The 17,682-nt window shown below is 51.1% G+C and carries 15 protein-coding genes; 8 read left to right on the forward strand and 7 right to left on the reverse strand.

What is annotated here, in order from left to right; genetic code table 11:
- The 3 genes from astA to P2G53_RS10830 are packed head-to-tail and all read left to right on the forward strand — an operon-like array spanning position 1 to position 3,854.
- Positions 1 to 1,035 carry an arginine N-succinyltransferase gene (gene astA, locus P2G53_RS10820; RefSeq protein ID WP_275817084.1) on the forward strand — a complete coding sequence of 345 codons (1,035 nt, stop codon included), beginning with the start codon at positions 1 to 3 and terminating at the stop codon, positions 1,033 to 1,035.
- Entirely contained in the window at positions 1,032 to 2,513 is a 1,482-nt protein-coding gene (gene astD, locus P2G53_RS10825) for a succinylglutamate-semialdehyde dehydrogenase (RefSeq protein ID WP_275817086.1), read from the forward strand. Before astA ends, astD begins: the two co-directional genes overlap by 4 nt.
- Positions 2,514 to 2,516: 3 nt before the next feature.
- Positions 2,517 to 3,854 (forward strand): N-succinylarginine dihydrolase, encoded by a 1,338-nt coding sequence (locus P2G53_RS10830; protein ID WP_275817088.1) that lies wholly within the window; start codon positions 2,517 to 2,519, stop codon positions 3,852 to 3,854.
- Here the strand turns inward: P2G53_RS10830 and P2G53_RS10835 are convergent.
- Entirely contained in the window at positions 3,851 to 5,164 is a 1,314-nt protein-coding gene (locus tag P2G53_RS10835; RefSeq protein WP_275817090.1) for a HAMP domain-containing sensor histidine kinase, read from the reverse strand. The two genes, P2G53_RS10830 and P2G53_RS10835, sit on opposite strands and share 4 nt — an antisense overlap.
- A 2-nt stretch (positions 5,165 to 5,166) precedes the next feature.
- The gene (locus tag P2G53_RS10840; protein WP_275817092.1) at positions 5,167 to 5,871 is read right to left on the reverse strand and encodes a response regulator transcription factor; all 705 of its coding nucleotides are present in this window, start codon (positions 5,869 to 5,871) and stop codon (positions 5,167 to 5,169) included.
- A 156-nt stretch (positions 5,872 to 6,027) separates the two neighbouring features.
- Between P2G53_RS10840 and P2G53_RS10845 the strand changes: the two genes are divergently transcribed.
- Positions 6,028 to 6,498 carry a Spy/CpxP family protein refolding chaperone gene (locus tag P2G53_RS10845; RefSeq protein WP_275817093.1) on the forward strand — a complete coding sequence of 157 codons (471 nt, stop codon included), beginning with the start codon at positions 6,028 to 6,030 and terminating at the stop codon, positions 6,496 to 6,498.
- Between the two features lie 98 nt (positions 6,499 to 6,596).
- Here P2G53_RS10845 and P2G53_RS10850 read toward each other — a convergent pair whose 3' ends face one another.
- The 5 genes from P2G53_RS10850 to dnaA form a co-directional block, all read right to left on the reverse strand.
- Positions 6,597 to 7,118, reverse strand: a complete 522-nt coding sequence (locus P2G53_RS10850; RefSeq protein WP_275817095.1) for a YqhA family protein — start codon at positions 7,116 to 7,118, stop codon at positions 6,597 to 6,599.
- Between the two features lie 138 nt (positions 7,119 to 7,256).
- Positions 7,257 to 9,680, reverse strand: a complete 2,424-nt coding sequence (gene gyrB, locus P2G53_RS10855; protein WP_275817097.1) for a DNA topoisomerase (ATP-hydrolyzing) subunit B — start codon at positions 9,678 to 9,680, stop codon at positions 7,257 to 7,259.
- A gap of 16 nt (positions 9,681 to 9,696) precedes the next feature.
- A complete protein-coding gene (gene recF, locus P2G53_RS10860; protein ID WP_275817099.1) occupies positions 9,697 to 10,800 on the reverse strand; it encodes a DNA replication/repair protein RecF in 1,104 nt (367 codons plus the stop codon).
- A gap of 48 nt (positions 10,801 to 10,848) precedes the next feature.
- Positions 10,849 to 11,952, reverse strand: coding sequence for a DNA polymerase III subunit beta (gene dnaN / locus P2G53_RS10865; RefSeq protein ID WP_275817101.1), 1,104 nt, complete (start codon positions 11,950 to 11,952; stop codon positions 10,849 to 10,851).
- A 41-nt stretch (positions 11,953 to 11,993) separates the two neighbouring features.
- Positions 11,994 to 13,451, reverse strand: coding sequence for a chromosomal replication initiator protein DnaA (dnaA, locus tag P2G53_RS10870; RefSeq protein ID WP_275817103.1), 1,458 nt, complete (start codon positions 13,449 to 13,451; stop codon positions 11,994 to 11,996).
- Between the two features lie 510 nt (positions 13,452 to 13,961).
- Between dnaA and rpmH the strand changes: the two genes are divergently transcribed.
- The 4 genes from rpmH to mnmE all read left to right on the forward strand — a co-directional run bounded on the left by rpmH (position 13,962) and on the right by mnmE (position 17,603).
- On the forward strand, positions 13,962 to 14,096 hold the full coding sequence (gene rpmH, locus P2G53_RS10875) for a 50S ribosomal protein L34 (RefSeq protein WP_275817106.1): 135 nt from the start codon (positions 13,962 to 13,964) through the stop codon (positions 14,094 to 14,096).
- A gap of 28 nt (positions 14,097 to 14,124) precedes the next feature.
- Positions 14,125 to 14,496, forward strand: coding sequence for a ribonuclease P protein component (gene rnpA / locus P2G53_RS10880; protein WP_275817108.1), 372 nt, complete (start codon positions 14,125 to 14,127; stop codon positions 14,494 to 14,496).
- A 14-nt stretch (positions 14,497 to 14,510) separates the two neighbouring features.
- Positions 14,511 to 16,148 carry a membrane protein insertase YidC gene (yidC, locus tag P2G53_RS10885; RefSeq protein WP_275817110.1) on the forward strand — a complete coding sequence of 546 codons (1,638 nt, stop codon included), beginning with the start codon at positions 14,511 to 14,513 and terminating at the stop codon, positions 16,146 to 16,148.
- 87 nt (positions 16,149 to 16,235) lie between these two features.
- Entirely contained in the window at positions 16,236 to 17,603 is a 1,368-nt protein-coding gene (mnmE, locus tag P2G53_RS10890; protein ID WP_275817112.1) for a tRNA uridine-5-carboxymethylaminomethyl(34) synthesis GTPase MnmE, read from the forward strand.
- Positions 17,604 to 17,682: the final 79 nt, after the last annotated feature.

A 17,682-nucleotide genomic window follows, 5' to 3' on the forward strand; every position in this document is an offset into this window, starting at 1 on the left:
ATGTATTACATTCGCCCAATCGCCATGACCGATCTGGATACTCTGTGTCAGATCGCCCGTGAATCAGGTCCGGGATTTACCTCGTTACCGGACAACAGTGAACTGCTTGAGCAAAAAATCGGCCGCAGTCTGGCGGCCCTTGCACCTGCCCATTCAGCCCTGACGAATCAAAGTTATCTCTTTGTGCTCGTTAAGCATGAAACTGAACAGGTTGTCGGCACCTGTGGGATTGAGTCTGCTGTGGGCATGGATTATCCCTGGTACCACTATCGATTGGGTACTGTTGTGCACGCCTCACCCGAGCTGAACGTTTATAACCGCTTCAAAACACTTTACCTGTGTAACGATTACACCGGCTGTTCTGAAGTTTGCACCCTCTATCTGAAACCTGATCATCGACGCCATCACAATGGTGCTCTGCTTTCAAAAAGCCGGTTCCTGTTTATGGCAGCTCAGCCAGAGCGTTTTTCAGAACGTGTGATTGCCGAGATGCGGGGTTTTTCCGATGAGCATGGACATTCCCCTTTCTGGGATGGACTGGGACAGCGTTTTTTTTCGATCGACTTCAGCAAAGCGGACTACCTGACCGGCAGCGGCAATAAAGCCTTTATTGCTGAGCTGATGCCTAAATACACCATCTATCTTCACCTGCTGCCGGAATCTGCACAGGCGGTCATCGGTAGGGTACACCCCGCCACAGAGCCTGCAAAAGCGATGCTGGAAAGTGAAGGGTTCCGGTTTGAAAACTACGTGGATATTTTTGATGCCGGGCCGACAGTCACAGCACCCCTAAAGAAAATACGCACCATCCGCCAAAGCCGCTGTGCCCGGGTTCAGATCAATCCATCACCCACCAGTAAGCTGTTCCCCGAGTACCTGCTCAGTAATGAAAAACTGTCTGAGTTTCGTTGTGTCTTTGCACCGGCGCGCGAACATGGCGGCAATGTTGATCTCTCTCCAGACGTAGCAGCCATTCTGCAGGTCGGCGAGGGTGACGCTATACGCATCGTTGAGCTTAAAGGAGGCCAGGCATGAAACCCGCTTCCTCGCTGTTCATAAACGGCACCTGGGTGACAGGGCATGGCCCGGACATGATCTCAGTGAATCCTGCTACGGATCAGGCAATCTGGCATGGCCATGAAGCAGACAGCCACCAGATTGAACAGGCATTTCAGGCAGCCGCCAATGCATTCCCAACCTGGTCCGCACTACCCATACCCTCACGCAGCCGTTATCTCGAGCTGTTTGCGAAACACCTCGCAGAGGAGAAAGAGCATATTGCCGATACCATCGGGCAGGAGACTGGCAAACCCCTCTGGGAAGCCCGTACAGAAGTGGATGCCATGCTGGGCAAACTGCCCCTGACGCTCAAAGCCTATGCACAACGTTGTCCGGATGAAATCACTGAGACGGACAGTATAAAGTCCGTCCTTTCTCACAAACCCCACGGTATTGTGGCGGTTTTTGGGCCGTACAACTTCCCGGGGCATTTGCCCAATGGGCACATTATGCCAGCGCTGCTGGCGGGCAATACCCTTATCTTCAAACCCAGTGAGCTAACACCCCGCACAGCTGAATTACTGGTATGCCTGTGGCAGAAAGCCAACCTGCCGGCCGGTGTGCTGAATCTACTGCAAGGCGGCTCTACCGTTGGTGCTGAAGTAGCGCGACATCCCGATCTGAATGGTATCTACTTTACCGGCAGCGCACGTACAGGCACCTATCTGCATCAGCAGTTTGGCGGTCACCCCGAAAAAATTCTCGCCCTGGAAATGGGGGGCAACAACCCATTACTGGTGACTGAGGTCGCCAACCTTGATGCCGCTGTCGTCACAACCTTGCAGTCAGCCTATCTGAGCGCCGGTCAGCGCTGCAGCTGTGCCCGACGCCTGTTGGTACCTGAAGGACCCACGGGCGATGCATTTATCGATCGACTTATAGCAGGCATCAACCATCTCACCTATGGCGCCTATGATGACGCACCGCAACCCTTCATGGGTTGCCTGATCAATCAGGAAGCTGCAAATCAGATGCTCGAAGCGCAAAAGAAACTTGCTGAGGCGGGGGCTTCCATGCTGGTTGAGATGCAGTCCCGGAATGCTACAGGCACACTGCTCTCGCCGGGCCTGATTGACTGTACCGCTCTCAATCAAGTGGAAGATGAGGAGTACTTTGGCCCGCTGTTACAGCTTTACCGCATCCGTGATTTCGACCACGGCATCACACTAGCCAACCAGACACGCTATGGATTGTCTGCTGGCATCCTGACTGACAATCCAGCGTTATTTAAACAGTTCCATCATCATGTCAGGGCAGGGGTCATCAACTGGAACCGACCACTGACCGGTGCGGCCAGCGCCCGGCCATTCGGCGGCATTGGCATCAGCGGCAACCATCGACCCAGTGCCTGGTATGCAGCAGATTATTGCGCCTACCCGGTGGCATCGCTGCAGTCCGAAACACTGACTATCCCGAATCAGCTACCGCCGGGGCTGTCTCTGCCTAAGGAGTAACCTATGCTGCTTAATCTGGATGGCCTGGTGGGCCCAAGCCACCACTTCGGCGGTTTGGCATTTGGCAACCTGGCCTCCATGGGACATGGCGGCCAGCGCTCGAATCCGCGTCAGGCGGCTTTGCAGGGACTGGATAAAATGTGGCAGCTTCTGTGTCTTGGATTTCCACAGGGCATTCTGCCCCCGGCATTGCGTCCTGATATCTCGCTACTTCGAGAAGCCGGCTTTAGTGGTGACGATAATGCGGTGACCTATCAGGCCTCCCGAACGGCACCTCATCTGCTCAGTGCCGCCTTTTCAGCCTCCAGCATGTGGGCCGCCAATGCTGCCACAGTCACGGCCGCATCTGACAGCCTGGATGGCCGGCTACAGTTCACACCAGCTAACCTGATCAGCACACTGCACCGCTCTATCGAGGCCCGGCACAATTCAAAAGCACTGCGGTCTATTTTTTCGGATTCTGCGTATTTTCAACACCACTGCCCACTGCCAGCCCAAAATTCATTCGCTGATGAAGGGGCGGCAAACCATATCCGGTTATACGATCCGCAGGGAGTGGGCGCGATCAATCTTTTTGTGTATGGCCGCGATGAAGCACAGCAGTTACAGGGCAATCGTTTCCCCGCACGCCAGAGCCGGTTGGCCAGCGAATCCATTATCCGCCGACATAAAATTCCTGCCGATCAACAGATGCTGATTCAGCAAAGCCCGGTCGCTATCAGCGCCGGTGCTTTCCATAACGATGTGGTCGCTGTGGGTCATGCCAACCTGTTGTTTATCCATGAACACGCTTTTGCCAATCAGATAGAGGTTCTGCAAAAACTTCGCGCCATGACAGACGCCTGGAACAGCCCATTGCAGATTATTGAAATCAGCAACAACGAACTGCCTCTGGAGCTGGCTATAAAGAGTTATCTGTTTAACAGCCAGCTTCTGCTTTCCGCTGAACAGGAATGGATATTGGTCGCCCCCCAGGAGTGCCGGTTGCAGAAGGAATCAGAAAAGATCATCGAAACACGTCTGTGCGAGATTATAAATCGGGTGCTGTACTTCGATTTAAAAGAAAGCATGCATAACGGCGGTGGACCTGCCTGCCTGCGTTTGGCAATCCCACTGGATGCAACGGAGTATCAGGCTGTCCACCCAGGCATACTGCTCACTGCTGAACGCTATCACCAATTACAGTCATGGATCGTACGTCATTACCGCGATCAGCTAACGCTTGAGTGTCTCAGCGACCCTCAACTTCGCCGCGAAATCCTCACCGCTATGGATGCATTAACCCGCATTCTTTCGCTGCCTAATCTCTATAGTCTCGATCAGGCCAGGCCCATCACTTAAAGACAGGGCAACTTAATGCGTGCCTGCAGACCTCCGCCAGCGTGATTTTCTAACACCAGAGTCGCCCCCAAGCGCGCCAGAGCACGGTAGGCAATACTGAGCCCCAATCCATAACCTTTGTTACTCGCGCCACCACGATAGAAAGGCTCACACAGATGCGCTAACTCATCAGCTGACACACCCTCACCATGGTCACGGATGATGATCTCACAGTCGGTATTCTTCATTTGCAGTGCAATCTCGATCACCGTACCGCTCTGGGTATGTTTGCAGGCATTGACCAGAATATTACTCAGCGCACGCTCCAATAAGCGCGGATTCAGTTCACACCGGCAGGCAACGACCTCTGTCTGGATGGGGTGAGACGGGTAGGAAAACTGTATATCCTCAACCAGTTCTATCAACCACTGATTCAGTGCGTAAGATTCACATCTCACCTCCATCTGCTCAAGCCGGGACAACGACAGTATCTCGCCGATCAATCCATCCAGACGACCTGTTTCCCGGTTAAGGCGCGAGACAATTTTGTCCTCCTCTCCCCAGCGCTGTTCCGCCAGACCTGCGGCTGCCTGCAAACGTGCCAGCGGCGCTCTCAATTCGTGGGAAACATCCTGCAACAGTTTCTGCTGTGCATTCAGGGTCAGCTGCACATAGTCAGCCATGCGGTTGAAATCCCGCGCCAACTCACCAATCTCATCACCACGGTCACTCACGGCTTTATCCGTCCGGCTGTCCAACTGTCCCTGATATATCGCCTGACTATGCTGGCGTAGCTGATTCAACGGCCGGACAATAATTGAGGAGATAACCCAGGCACATAATCCAGACACAAGAATGATCAACACCACCTGAAGCGACAACAGCCGTCTTAATACGTTTTCAACAGGCGAACCCTGCCAATTCAGATCGATCCGCACCAGATATTCACGACCGCTGTCAGAGGTGTACTGCGCCTCTTCCACGCCCCTTGTTTTTCCCTCGAACAGAGGGTTGATAACCACCGCCTGGCCAAGCAGCTGATCCACAATCTCGACACGTTTTGAGATACGGGGAGGGCGGGGCGCGAAACGACGGCTATGGTCCTCCTCACGAAAGGACTGCATCAATCCGGGCAACTGACGATAGCCATTGAGCTCATAGCGCTCGACCATCAGCTCGACATACCCCATCGCTTTGGCCGTGATCACGGCATCAAACTTTTCTTTTTCCGCCAGCGTACTCACCAACTGAACCGTGGCAACCAGCGCAAGAAAACTGACAATCCAGATCGCTGCAAATACTTTCCAAAAAAGCTTTTTATACCAGCGCACAATTACCCCTGCACAAACATATAACCAGCACCACGAATCGTTTTAATCACCTCACGCTCCGGCAGATGCTTAGCGAGCTTTTGCCTTACCCGGCTGACATGAACGTCCATCGCACGATCGTAAGCGGTCAATTCCCGATGGAGCACCAGCTCTGTCAGCTGCTCCTTGCTCATGACTTGGCCGGGATTGGCCAGCAAATAACCCAACACATTAAACTCGGTACCCGTCAATTCTATGGCCTGGCCCTTTACAGTCACTTCGCGATTGCCAGGATCCAGCGTGATCTCCATATGCTCAACAACCTTGTTCGGAAAGAGGGTCAGCTTTGGCTGATTTTCACTCCGCCGCAGGATCGCCCTGATGCGCGCCAGCAACTCTCTCGGATTGCAGGGTTTGCTGAGATAATCATCCGCACCCATCTCCAGACCCAGTATGCGATCTATCTCTTCGCCACGTCCCGTCAGCATGATCACCGGCAATGTGACTGCAGGTCGTAACTCCTGCAGCAATTCAAGCCCACTTTTCCCGGGCATCATCACATCCAGAATCATCAAGGCATAACGCTCAGCATGTTTTAGCTTTAAGAGCGCTTCATCTGCGTTTAATGCAAGCTCAACTTTGAAGCCTTCATTCTCCAGATAATCGCCAATTAACTCACCGAGGTCTTCATCATCGTCCACCATCAACAGGCGTACATCGGTTGTCATATTTGCTCCGGTTTCTCATTCTTTCTTATTAACATTCTAAGCTTCCGGTTTTCGTTGGCCACCTGCTTTTACCTAACTTTACACCCGCCCAACCCAACTTTGCATTGCGCTGATCCAGAATAAACACAGATCGATAACACTGTTGGAGATAAGATCATGCGTACTAAATTAATTGCAGGCATTGCCGCTGCAACCCTGATTGCCGGTTCAGCTACTTTTGCTTATGCACAGGAACAGTCAAATGAACAAGGCCATCCACGTGGCGGCCATATGTTTGAACGACTCACTCAGGAACTAAACCTGACCGAAGAGCAGCAGGCCTCCCTGCGCGCAACCATGAAAGAAAATTTCTCTGAGATGCGTGAGGGCATGGGGAAATATCGCAGCGACCGTCAAGCTATGGCTAAACTTGACCCTAACGCGCCAGACTATCAGGCTCAGCTTGATCAGCTTATTGCTAACGCCCAGGAGGCTGCCAAAGAACGCGTATTGATGCGCGCCGAGCACCAGAAAGACATATACGCCCTGTTAACACCCGAGCAGCAAGCACAGTTCGCTAAAATGAAACAAGATCGCCCTATGTTCGACCGTCACCATGAGAAAAAACAGAAAGGATGCGATAAGTAATTCAGGAGCATTGTTTCACGTGAAACACAGCAGGTGACGGATCACATGTTTCACGTGAAACGCCCGACTAAAGCAGTCAGGCTCAAGACCAGGGAAGATTAGTCGTCTTTGTTATCCGAGACAGCCTTAGCGCCGCCTTTATTGTTGGTCAGGAAAAGCGCAAGCCCAAGCAGTGCAACCGACGCTGCATACATCAAAAGATCTGTAGGTGTTTCAATACCCATCTCTATACTCAGTGATAGAAACTTCACAATCAGAATCATTATCACCAGGGTACCAAGCTTGCTTTTAAGCTGAGCGATACTCGTCACAACGAGCAATTTTGAACTGAAAGCACCGGTCAGCTCAGGCGCAATCTTGCCAATGAATATCTCGTAGATACCCAAACCAAACATAATCATCACGCCAGCCATTAAAGACTGATCAACGATCTCAACGGTGATAAAAAGCAGCTCTACACGGCTCTCGGCTGTAAAACCTGTACTCAGCAATACATCGGCAAGGTGAACAATATCGGACACAACAAAGCCGATAAGAGGCAGGGCACAGGCAATGACTGCAACCACTGCAGGAATCATCAACCAGCGCATAGACCAGAGGAGTGCTTCAAAGGGTTTCATGGATCATTCCTTATCAATAAAACAGAGATAGTCGTAACTCGGATTTAGTGCCGCGGCTGGCCACTTGTATATAACAGAGGATTAAGCATCAGCCACAAAAAAGCAGCCCTTAGGCTGCTTTTAAATTTCAGCGAATTATCAGATATCCAGGTTAGATACCTGAAGCGCGTTGGACTCGATAAAGTTACGTCGAGGCTCCACTTCATCACCCATCAGGGTTGTGAATAGCTGATCTGCGGCGATGCCATCTTCAATAGTAACCTGAAGCATACGGCGAGACTCAGGATCCATAGTGGTTTCCCAAAGCTGTTCCGGATTCATCTCACCCAGTCCCTTATAGCGCTGGATGTAGTAGCCGCGGCGTGAAAGATCCAGCAACCAGCTAAGGCCTTCATCGAAGGAATTGATCTCTTTACGACGCTCACCTTTCTGCATGTAGGCGCCATCTTCCAACAGACCCGCCAGAATCTGAGCCATCGCGTTAATCTGAGCATACTCACGTGAACCGAAGAACTCATGATTCAGGGTGTAATAGTGGGAAACACCATGCTGGATCTGCTTCACCTTAATCACAAACTGACTGTGCTCTTTATCTTCTTCGAGCAGCGCCTGGTAGGAGACCGCGTTATCGTTCAGCTGCGCAAGCGCATCGTCGTATCGGTCACACCAGTCAGCCACAGCCGACTGATCAGCCATCTGGTCAGTCGGGAAAGCCGAAACCTGCAGCAGTGATTTGAGTACGCCCACAGGATACACACGTGACATACGATCAATCGTGCGGATAACGTTGCGGTATTGATGAATCAGATTTTCGAGTTCTGTGCCGCCAATACCGGGCGCAGCTTCATTCACATGCAGCGTAGTATTCTCAAGCGCACCCTGCAGCAGATAAGCATCCAGCGCTTCGTCATCTTTCAGGTAACTTTCCTGTTTGCCTTTTTTGATCTTATACAGGGGTGGCTGGGCAATATAGATATAGCCACGCTCGATCAACTCAGGCATCTGACGGAAGAAGAAGGTAAGGAGCAGGGTACGAATGTGGGAACCGTCCACATCCGCATCCGTCATGATAATGATGCGGTGATAGCGCAATTTGTCCGGGTTATATTCCTCGCGGCCGATGCCGCAACCCAGCGCAGTGATCAGCGTGCCGACTTCAGCAGAGCTGAGCATTTTGTCGAAACGTGCTTTCTCTACGTTTAGGATCTTACCCTTCAGTGGCAATATCGCCTGGGTTTTACGTGCACGAGCCTGCTTGGCAGAACCGCCTGCAGAATCACCCTCCACCAGGTACAGTTCGGACTGCGCAGGATCCTTCTCCTGGCAATCAGCCAGTTTGCCAGGCAGACCTGCGATATCCAGAGCGCCTTTACGACGCGTCATCTCACGGGCCTTACGGGCTGCTTCGCGAGCACGCGCCGCATCAATCATCTTAGAGACAACAGATTTGGATTCCTGAGGATTCTCCTGCAGGTACTCGGACAGTTTCTCGCCCATGGTCTGCTCAACTGCAGACTTCACTTCGGAAGAAACCAGTTTATCTTTGGTCTGTGAGGAGAATTTAGGATCCGGTACCTTCACAGAGATGATGGCCGTCAGACCTTCACGACTGTCATCACCTGTTGTGCTGATCTTGCCGCCTTTATTCAGACCTTCAGATTCAATGTAATTATTCAGGGAGCGGGTCAACGCAGCACGAAAACCGGACAAATGGGTGCCACCGTCGCGCTGAGGAATATTGTTGGTGAAGCAGTGGATGCTTTCCTGATAACTATCATTCCACTGCATCGCCACTTCCACGACCACACCGGTTTCATGCTCGGCGGTGAAGTGGAACATCTTGTTAATGGTGCTTTTGTTGGTATTCAGGTAATCCACAAACGCACTCAGACCACCTTCGTACTCATACACATCTTCACGTCCGGTACGTTCGTCTTTTAACACGATACGCACACCGGAGTTGAGGAAGGAGAGTTCGCGCAGACGTTTTGCCAGCGTATCGTAATGGAAGGTGATATCAGTAAAGGTATCGGTTGATGGCCAGAAACGCACCATGGTACCGCTGCTCTGGGTTTCACCCACAACACTCAGTGGCGCCTGAGGCTCACCATGACGGTACACCTGTTCGTGTACTTTGCCAGAACGACGAATGGTCAGTTTCAACTGACTGGACAGGGCGTTTACAACAGAAACACCTACACCGTGCAAACCGCCGGAAACCTTATAGGAGTTATCATCAAACTTACCGCCGGCGTGCAGTACAGTCATGATGACCTGAGCCGCAGAAACACCTTCTTCCTCATGGATATCAGTTGGTATACCACGGCCGTTATCTGAAACGGTGACACTGTCATCGGTATGAATGGTGACATTGATCTCGGAGCAATGACCTGCGAGCGCTTCGTCGATGGAGTTATCAACAACCTCAAACACCATATGATGCAGACCGGTGCCATCATCAGTATCACCGATATACATGCCAGGCCGTTTACGTACGGCATCCAGGCCTTTCAATACCTTGATACTGGAAGAATCGTAGTTTTGATTATCGTCGCCGCTCATCCAAGTCTCCTAACATTCACCCCGCAGGCCCGGTCGCTTTGACCAACGCACCATCTGCAATGTGAAAGGTGGCTATCGCCGTTTCAGGTCGCCAGTGCTCCAATAGAGCACGATGGTCGACACAAGTAATAAAACACTGGTTGCCGGACTGTTCCAGCAGGGAACAGAACAGCTGGTTATGCTGCTGATCAAGCTCTGACGGCAGATCATCTATCAGGTATACACAGGGACGTTTATGCATCGCCTGAAACAGATTGCCCTGCGCCAGCTTAAGCGCACTGACAACCAGTTTTTTCTGTCCACGCGACAAACGCTCTGCTGCACTGTGGCCATCTGCCTTAACTCTGAGGTCTGCTCTTTGCGGGCCGCTGGCGGTATAACCTAATGCCAGATCCCGTTCAAAACTGGTTGCCAATACCTCATCCAAACCGCGCTTACTGTCCCAGCCAGACTGAAAACCAAGCTCTATCCTTATCCCCGGAAGCAGATGCTCCAGAGACTGATCAAAAACCGGAATCAAACGGGCAAGATAATCGCGACGGTGCTCTGTTAAAGCGTTGGCAAAGCTGACAAATTCCCTGTCCCAGACCTCTCTTAGCCGAGGGTCAATCTTACCACATTTCAGCAGGCTGTTACGCTGTTTTAATACCCGCCTGAAGCCGCGCCAGAGCTGAATAAACATTGGATCCGCATGAAATACACCCCAGTCGAGAAATTGTCTGCGATGGGCCGGTGATCCCTCGAGTAACTGAAAGGTATCAGCGTTGATAACCTGCAGCGGTATCAGCTCCGCCAGTGTTGAGAGGTCAATATCCTTACCGGCAAAACGGATTCTGGGATCACCCTCCAGTAAACGTTCAACCCCCAGCGGTTTCTGTTCGCCTTGATTAAGTGGATCAACTTCGGCATAGACTACACAATCGCTTTGTTCGGCCTGAATCAGGTGCCGGGCCTGGCTGGTACGAAATGAGCGAGCCAACCCAAGCAGGTGTATTGCTTCAAGCACGCTGGTTTTGCCACTGCCGTTCTCCCCATAGATCAGATTGATAGCAGGGCTGGGTACCAGCGACAGTGCAGAGAGGTTGCGTACGCGATGTATACGGAGTTTGGAGATAGCCATGTTGGCAAAGAAAACAGGCCGCTGTTACCAGCGGCCTGTTAAAGAGAATCACATACGCATTGGCATAACAACGTAGAGGCTGTCAGATTCATCAAAGCCTTCAACAAGGGCACTTGAGTTTGAATCTGCCAAGGTAATCCGAACCACATCCGAGTTCAGGATTGACAGTACATCCAGCAGGTAATTTACGTTAAAACCAATTTCCAGACTGTCACCGGCATAATCGACTGCCAGTGTTTCTTCAGCTTCTTCCTGCTCGGGGTTATTTGCCATCACCTGCAGATAACCATCAGACAGAGACAAACGTACACCACGGTATTTTTCATTGGATAGAATCGCAATACGACTCAGAACCTGACGCAGCTCGGTACGGTCAGCCAGTACAGTTTTGTTGCCACCACGTGGGATAACCCGCTGGTAGTCCGGGAACTTGCCATCCACCAGTTTAGAGGTGAAAGTAAAGTCACCCACATGCGCCCGGATATGATTAGCTCCAACGACCAGACGCAGCTCGGCATCACCATTCTGCAGCAGACGGGCTAATTCAAGAATACCTTTACGCGGGACGATGATCTGGTGCTGCAACCCGGCAGGGCCCTCTACCTGAGTCACACTGGTCGCCAGACGGTGACCATCAGTGGAAACAGAACGGAGCTGACCATCACTTACTTCCAGCAACATGCCGTTCAGGTAATACCGAACATCCTGCTGCGCCATAGAGAACCCTGTACGTTCAATCAGGCTGCGCAGCTGGTGCTGAACCATGGCCAGTTCCATGGTTTCAGGGCTGTCTTCAACGTTTGGAAATTCTGCGGCGGGGAGGGTGGATAACGAGAAGTGACTGCGGCCGGATTTAATCTTCATCTTCTGGCCGGAGAGAGACATCTCAATCCGCGCGCCTTCAGGCAAAGACTTACAAATATCCATCAGCTTACGGGCAGGCACCGTAACCGAACCACTTTCTGCCGGTTCATCCAGGGTGACACGCCCTACCAATTCGACTTCCAGATCGGTACCGGTCATGGAGAGCTGATCATCCTCTGCTACCAACAGAATGTTGGACAGCACAGGAAGCGTCTGACGGCGTTCAACAACACCTGCCACCAACTGCAAGGGTTTAATCAAAGCTTCGCGTGAGATGACAAATTTCATCGGTTATACACCTACCTTTTACCGGACCCGTTCCCGAATAATTACGCCGTCAGATGGCGCAGTAAATTCTGATAATCTTCTCTGATATCAACGTCGCTTTCGCGCAGTTCTCTGATTTTGCGACATGCATGCAGTACGGTGGTGTGATCACGGCCACCAAATGCATCACCGATTTCAGGCAGACTGTGGTTTGTGAGCTCTTTGGAGAGACTCATGGCCACCTGCCTTGGTCGGGCCACCGAGCGGCTGCGCCGTTTTGATAACAGATCAGCCACCTTAATTTTATAGTAATCAGCTACAACCCGTTGAATGTTATCAATACTAACCTGTTTATCCTGCAAAGCCAGCAGGTCTTTAAGGGATTCTTTAATAAAGTGGGTTGTGATTGGATTTCCGGTGAAATGCGCGTTGGCAATAACACGTTTTAGCGCACCTTCAAGCTCACGGACGTTGCTGCGAATTTTCTGGGCAAGGAAGAACGCGGCATCATCCGGCAATCGTACCCGGGCTTCGGCCGCTTTTTTCATCAGAATCGCAACCCGTGTTTCCAGTTCAGGCGGTTCGATTGCAACCGTCAGACCCCAGCCAAAACGGGATTTAAGACGTTCTTCAACACCATTGATCTCTTTAGGGTAACGGTCACTGGTCAGAATCATCTGCTGACCGCCCTCAAGCAGCGCATTGAAGGTGTGGAAGAACTCCTCCTGAGAGCGCTCTTTGCCGGCGAAGAATTGGATATCATCGATCAGAAGGGCATCAACGGAACGATAGAAACGCTTGAAGTCATTGATAGCGTTCAACTGCAATGCCTTTACCATATCCGCCACAAAACGTTCAGAGTGCAGATAGACAATCTTTGCGTTGGGGTTACGCTTGAGCATCTCGTTACCCACCGCATGCATCAGGTGGGTTTTACCCAGACCAACACCACCATATATAAAGAGGGGGTTATATGAGACGCCGGGGTTATCACCCACCTGGCGTGCAGCAGCCAGCGCCAGCTGGTTGGATTTACCCTGGACAAAACTATCAAAGGTGAAGGAATCATTTAGATTTGACTGGACGTGTTTAAGACCACCCTCAACATCCACGGTCCGTTCGGGTACGGCATCATGAACCGGCATAGCTACTGGCGGTTCAATCTCATGCAGTCCTGAGTCTTCAGGTTCAGAAAACGCTTCACGACCATTAACCGGACGAACAGGACGCGGCTTGGCCATAACCTGGGGGCGACGGGGCAGTGACTGACCGAGTTTGGATTCAACCTCTAAGCTGACTTCAGTCGCAATATCACCACTGACATCACAAACAATCTGCCGGATATGCGAGAGAAATTTGTCGTTAACCCAGTCACGGACAAAACGGTTAGGCGCAATAAGAACAAGGCCGCGCTCTGAAGCAGCGGCAACTTTAAGTGGACGTATCCAGGTGTTGTACTGTTGAGCAGAAAATTCCGATTTTAGATTCTGCAGACATCGCGCCCATAGCTCGGATGACATAATAGAAAGAAGTCCCGCCAGATACCTTGGTCAATAATTATTATTCCGTTCCGATCTTCTCAGAACAGCTAAGAATTCTATCGTTATGTGACCTAGTTATCCACAGTTTTTGGTGGTTTTTTCACTTTACTTTCTTAAATGCATTTATATAGAAACCCTTATGCTGCGGTGCATACAGGCGCTTGAGTTCAATCCATCCACAATTAACTCACAATATACGCACCTATTTCACATAGAGTTATCCTCTTCTACGAAGGTCTAACTGTGCACATCTTGCCTACTTATCCACAAATTACTTACCTCAACGGCGCATTCATCCTCTGCTGGCAATATTTTTACTTAAAACCGACCTTATGGATTGAGTCCATTCACAAAAGAAGAAGATGTTTTAGAAAAATAGATAAAAAACAGTTGAGAGGTGGGCGCAAATTCTCTAGAATTCCGCCTCTATTTTTTCGTGTAGCGCTGAGCTACATATTTCAATCACAACCGCGTTGGCAGGATTGACCGATGAAAAGAACATTTCAACCAAGCGTACTGAAGCGTAAGCGCACTCACGGTTTCCGTGCACGCATGGCGACTAAAGGCGGCCGTCAGGTCATCAACCGTCGTCGCGCTAAAGGCCGTAAGCGTCTGTCTGCTTAAGGACTGATGCCCAGGTCTGGTAATTTGAATGACCGAATTCAAATTTCCCCGCCAGGTGAGACTACTCAATGGCGGGGACTTTCAGAACGTCTTTAATGATGTTCAACTGAAAGTTCCAGACCAACCACTTCTGCTGCTCGCCCGTCCCAATCCTCTGGGATACGCCCGTATCGGGTTCATTATTTCCAAAAAAAATGTCCGCCTGGCCGTGAAACGTAACCGTGTTCGGCGTATCATGCGCGAATCTTTTCGTCAGACTCAGCACCAGTTGCCCGCCGTGGACATGATCATTCTCGCTCGCAAAGGTATTGGTGAGCTTGAAAATGAGCAACTTCACAAGTTGATGCAGAAGTGCTGGTCCAGACTGAAACAAAAATCTAAAAAGTTGCAGCAAATCTGAATGGTGCCCAGCCCATGGATGTACAGCGAATAATCCTTATTATCGCACTTTCAATTGTCAGCTATATGCTGGTGTTACAGTGGAATGCGGATTACGGTGAAAAGCCCGTGCCTCAGGCCGCAGTAGTGTCTCAATCGGCCTACAGTAGCAACAGCGAAACTGAACTTCCGCAAACTACTCAGCAATCTCAGCCAGATATGCCGGCAACCGGTTCTGAAACGGTTAAAGCTCAGCTGATCTCTGTTAAGACCGATGTCCTGAACCTGCTGATCGATACCAAAGGCGGCGACATCATTCAGGTTTCTCTGCCTGCTTATAAAGCGGCTCTTGAATCTGATCTGCCCTTTGTATTGCTGGAACAGACTGCTGACCGTACCTATGTTGCGCAAAGTGGTTTGGTGGGAACCAACGGTCCGGATGCTGCTAGTGATGGTCGCCCTGTCTATACCAGCGAAAGCAGTGAGTATTCACTGACCGGTGATGCCCTGAGTGTTGACCTGACCTTTACCGATAAAAACGGTGTCATCATCACCAAACGCTTCACCTTCAGCGCAGGCTCCTACGCGGTAAAACAGGAATTCCTGGTCAACAACCAGTCTGAGCAGACCTTTAGCGCCAATCTGTTTGGACAGATCAAACGTGACCGCAGTGCTGATCCATCTGCTACAACCAGTATGGGCATGCAGTCATATTTGGGTCCGGTGTTTTCCACGCAGGAAACCCGTTACGAGAAGTACAGCTTCGACAAAATGGACGAAGCGCCCTATAAGCAACGTAGTCTTGATGGCTGGGTTGCCATGTCACAGCACTACTTCCTGAGTGCCTGGATTCCGGCACCCGGTGCAGAATACAACTACCAGACCCGTAAACTGAACGGTAATTACATCGCCGGTTTTCTGTCTCCTGTTTTCAATGTTGAACCGGGTAAACAGCAGAGTGTCAGCGCTACCCTGTATGTTGGGCCAAAACTTCAGGAAGAGATGGCTCTGACTCAGGAAGACCTGAAACTGACTGTAGACTACGGCTGGCTGTGGTGGGTCGCTTCTCCACTGCATACTCTGCTGAAGTGGATCTATGATCTGGTCGGTAACTGGGGTCTGGCCATCATTGGTATCACGATTCTGGTGAAAGCAGCACTGTTCCAGCTGAACGCCAAAGCCTTTAAATCCATGGCCAAGATGCGTAAGTTCGGCCCTGAGATGCAGCGACTGAAAGAGCTGTACGGCGATGACCGTCAGAAAATGTCTCAGGAGATGATGAAGCTCTACCAGAAAGAGAAGATCAATCCGTTGGGTGGCTGTCTGCCGATCGTGGCACAGATGCCTATCTTCATCGCACTGTACTGGGTACTGATGGAATCAGTGGAACTGCGCCATGCCGAGTTCCTCTATCTGACCGACCTGTCGGTGCAGGACCCGTTCTTTATCCTGCCAATTCTGATGGGTGTGAGCATGTTTATTCAGCAGTCGCTGAACCCGACTCCGCCAGACCCGATGCAGGCTAAAATCATGAAGATGCTGCCAATTGTATTCACCTTCTTCTTCCTGTGGTTCCCGGCCGGTCTGACTCTGTACTGGGTTGTGAACAACATCCTGTCGATTGCACAGCAGTATGTGATCAATAAACAGATCGAAAACGGTACTGACAGTTAACTGTCGCCAGCATCAAAAAAGGCCACTCCTGTAGTGGCCTTTTTTATGGTGTAAAATTGCCGCTCAAACGTATTTTGGAGTCCAGAGATGCTACTTGCCGCCAATGACACCATCACCGCTCAGGCAACCCCACCCGGTCGAGGCGGTGTTGGCATCATTCGGGTATCTGGCCCACTGGTCAAAACCATTGCCGATGCGCTGGTCAAAGTGCACCTGAAACCACGTTATGCTCACTATGGTCCTTTCTGGTCAACCGCAGGGGAACAGCTTGATCAGGGGTTGGCGCTGTTTTTTCCGGGACCACACTCTTTTACCGGTGAAGATGTGCTGGAGCTACAGGCCCACGGCGGACCCGTCATCATCGACCTGCTGCTGCGGGAAGTGATTCAGCTGGGCGCACGCCTGGCCAAACCGGGTGAGTTTTCTGAACGTGCTTTCCTGAATGACAAACTCGATCTGGCGCAGGCAGAAGCGATTGCCGATCTGATCGACTCCTCCTCAGAGCAGGCCGCGCGTTGCGCGTTGCGTTCATTACAGGGCGCTTTTTCAACCAAAATTCATGATCTAGTGGAGCAGTTAATCCAGCTTCGCATCTACGTCGAAGCTGCCATCGACTTTCCGGAGGAAGAGATCGACTTCCTCAGCGACGGCAAGGTAGAACAGGATCTGAACAACATCCTTACTCAAACCCTCAGCGTCCAGGCTGAAGCCAGACAGGGCAGCCTGCTCAGGGAAGGGATGTATGTTGTGATTGCCGGCCGCCCCAACGCGGGGAAATCCAGCCTGCTGAATGCGCTGGCCGGACGGGAAGCAGCCATTGTCACGGCCATAGAGGGCACCACCCGTGATGTGCTTAAAGAGCATATTCATATTGATGGAATGCCGTTACACATCATTGATACAGCAGGATTACGTGATGCGCCGGACGAGGTGGAACAAATTGGTATCGCCCGCGCCTGGGAAGAGATTAAACGGGCAGACCGTGTCTTATTGATGGTCGACAGTCAGACTACAACCAGCAATGACCCCCACGAGATCTGGCCTGATTTTATCGATCAGCTGCCACAAACCAGCAAAATCACCGTCATCCGTAATAAAGCAGACCTGAGCAATGAATCCATTCAGCTCACTGAGCAAAACTCACATACGGTAATTTCACTTTCAGCAAAATCTCAGTCAGGTATTGATCTGCTCAGACAGCACCTGAAGGATTGCATGGGTTTCTCCAGCACCACTGAAGGTGGTTTTATGGCGCGCCGACGCCACTTGGATGCTCTGGACAGGGCCCAGGCACTGCTAGAAACAGGTCTGGCACAACTGCAAAGTCATGCCGCCGGAGAGTTACTGGCTGAAGATCTGCGTCAGGCACAGCAGTCTCTGAATGAGATTACCGGTGAGTTCAGCCCCGACGATCTGCTGGGCCGGATATTCAGCTCATTCTGTATCGGCAAATAAGCCAGCCAAAGCCTTTCAAGCAATAAAAGCCGGTAAATGTGTATTTTTTGACTAACCCGGCTTTTCCACACCCTCTGCA

It is taken from the genome of Neptuniibacter sp. CAU 1671, from assembly GCF_029222905.1.
GTDB lineage: Bacteria > Pseudomonadota > Gammaproteobacteria > Pseudomonadales > Balneatricaceae > Neptuniibacter.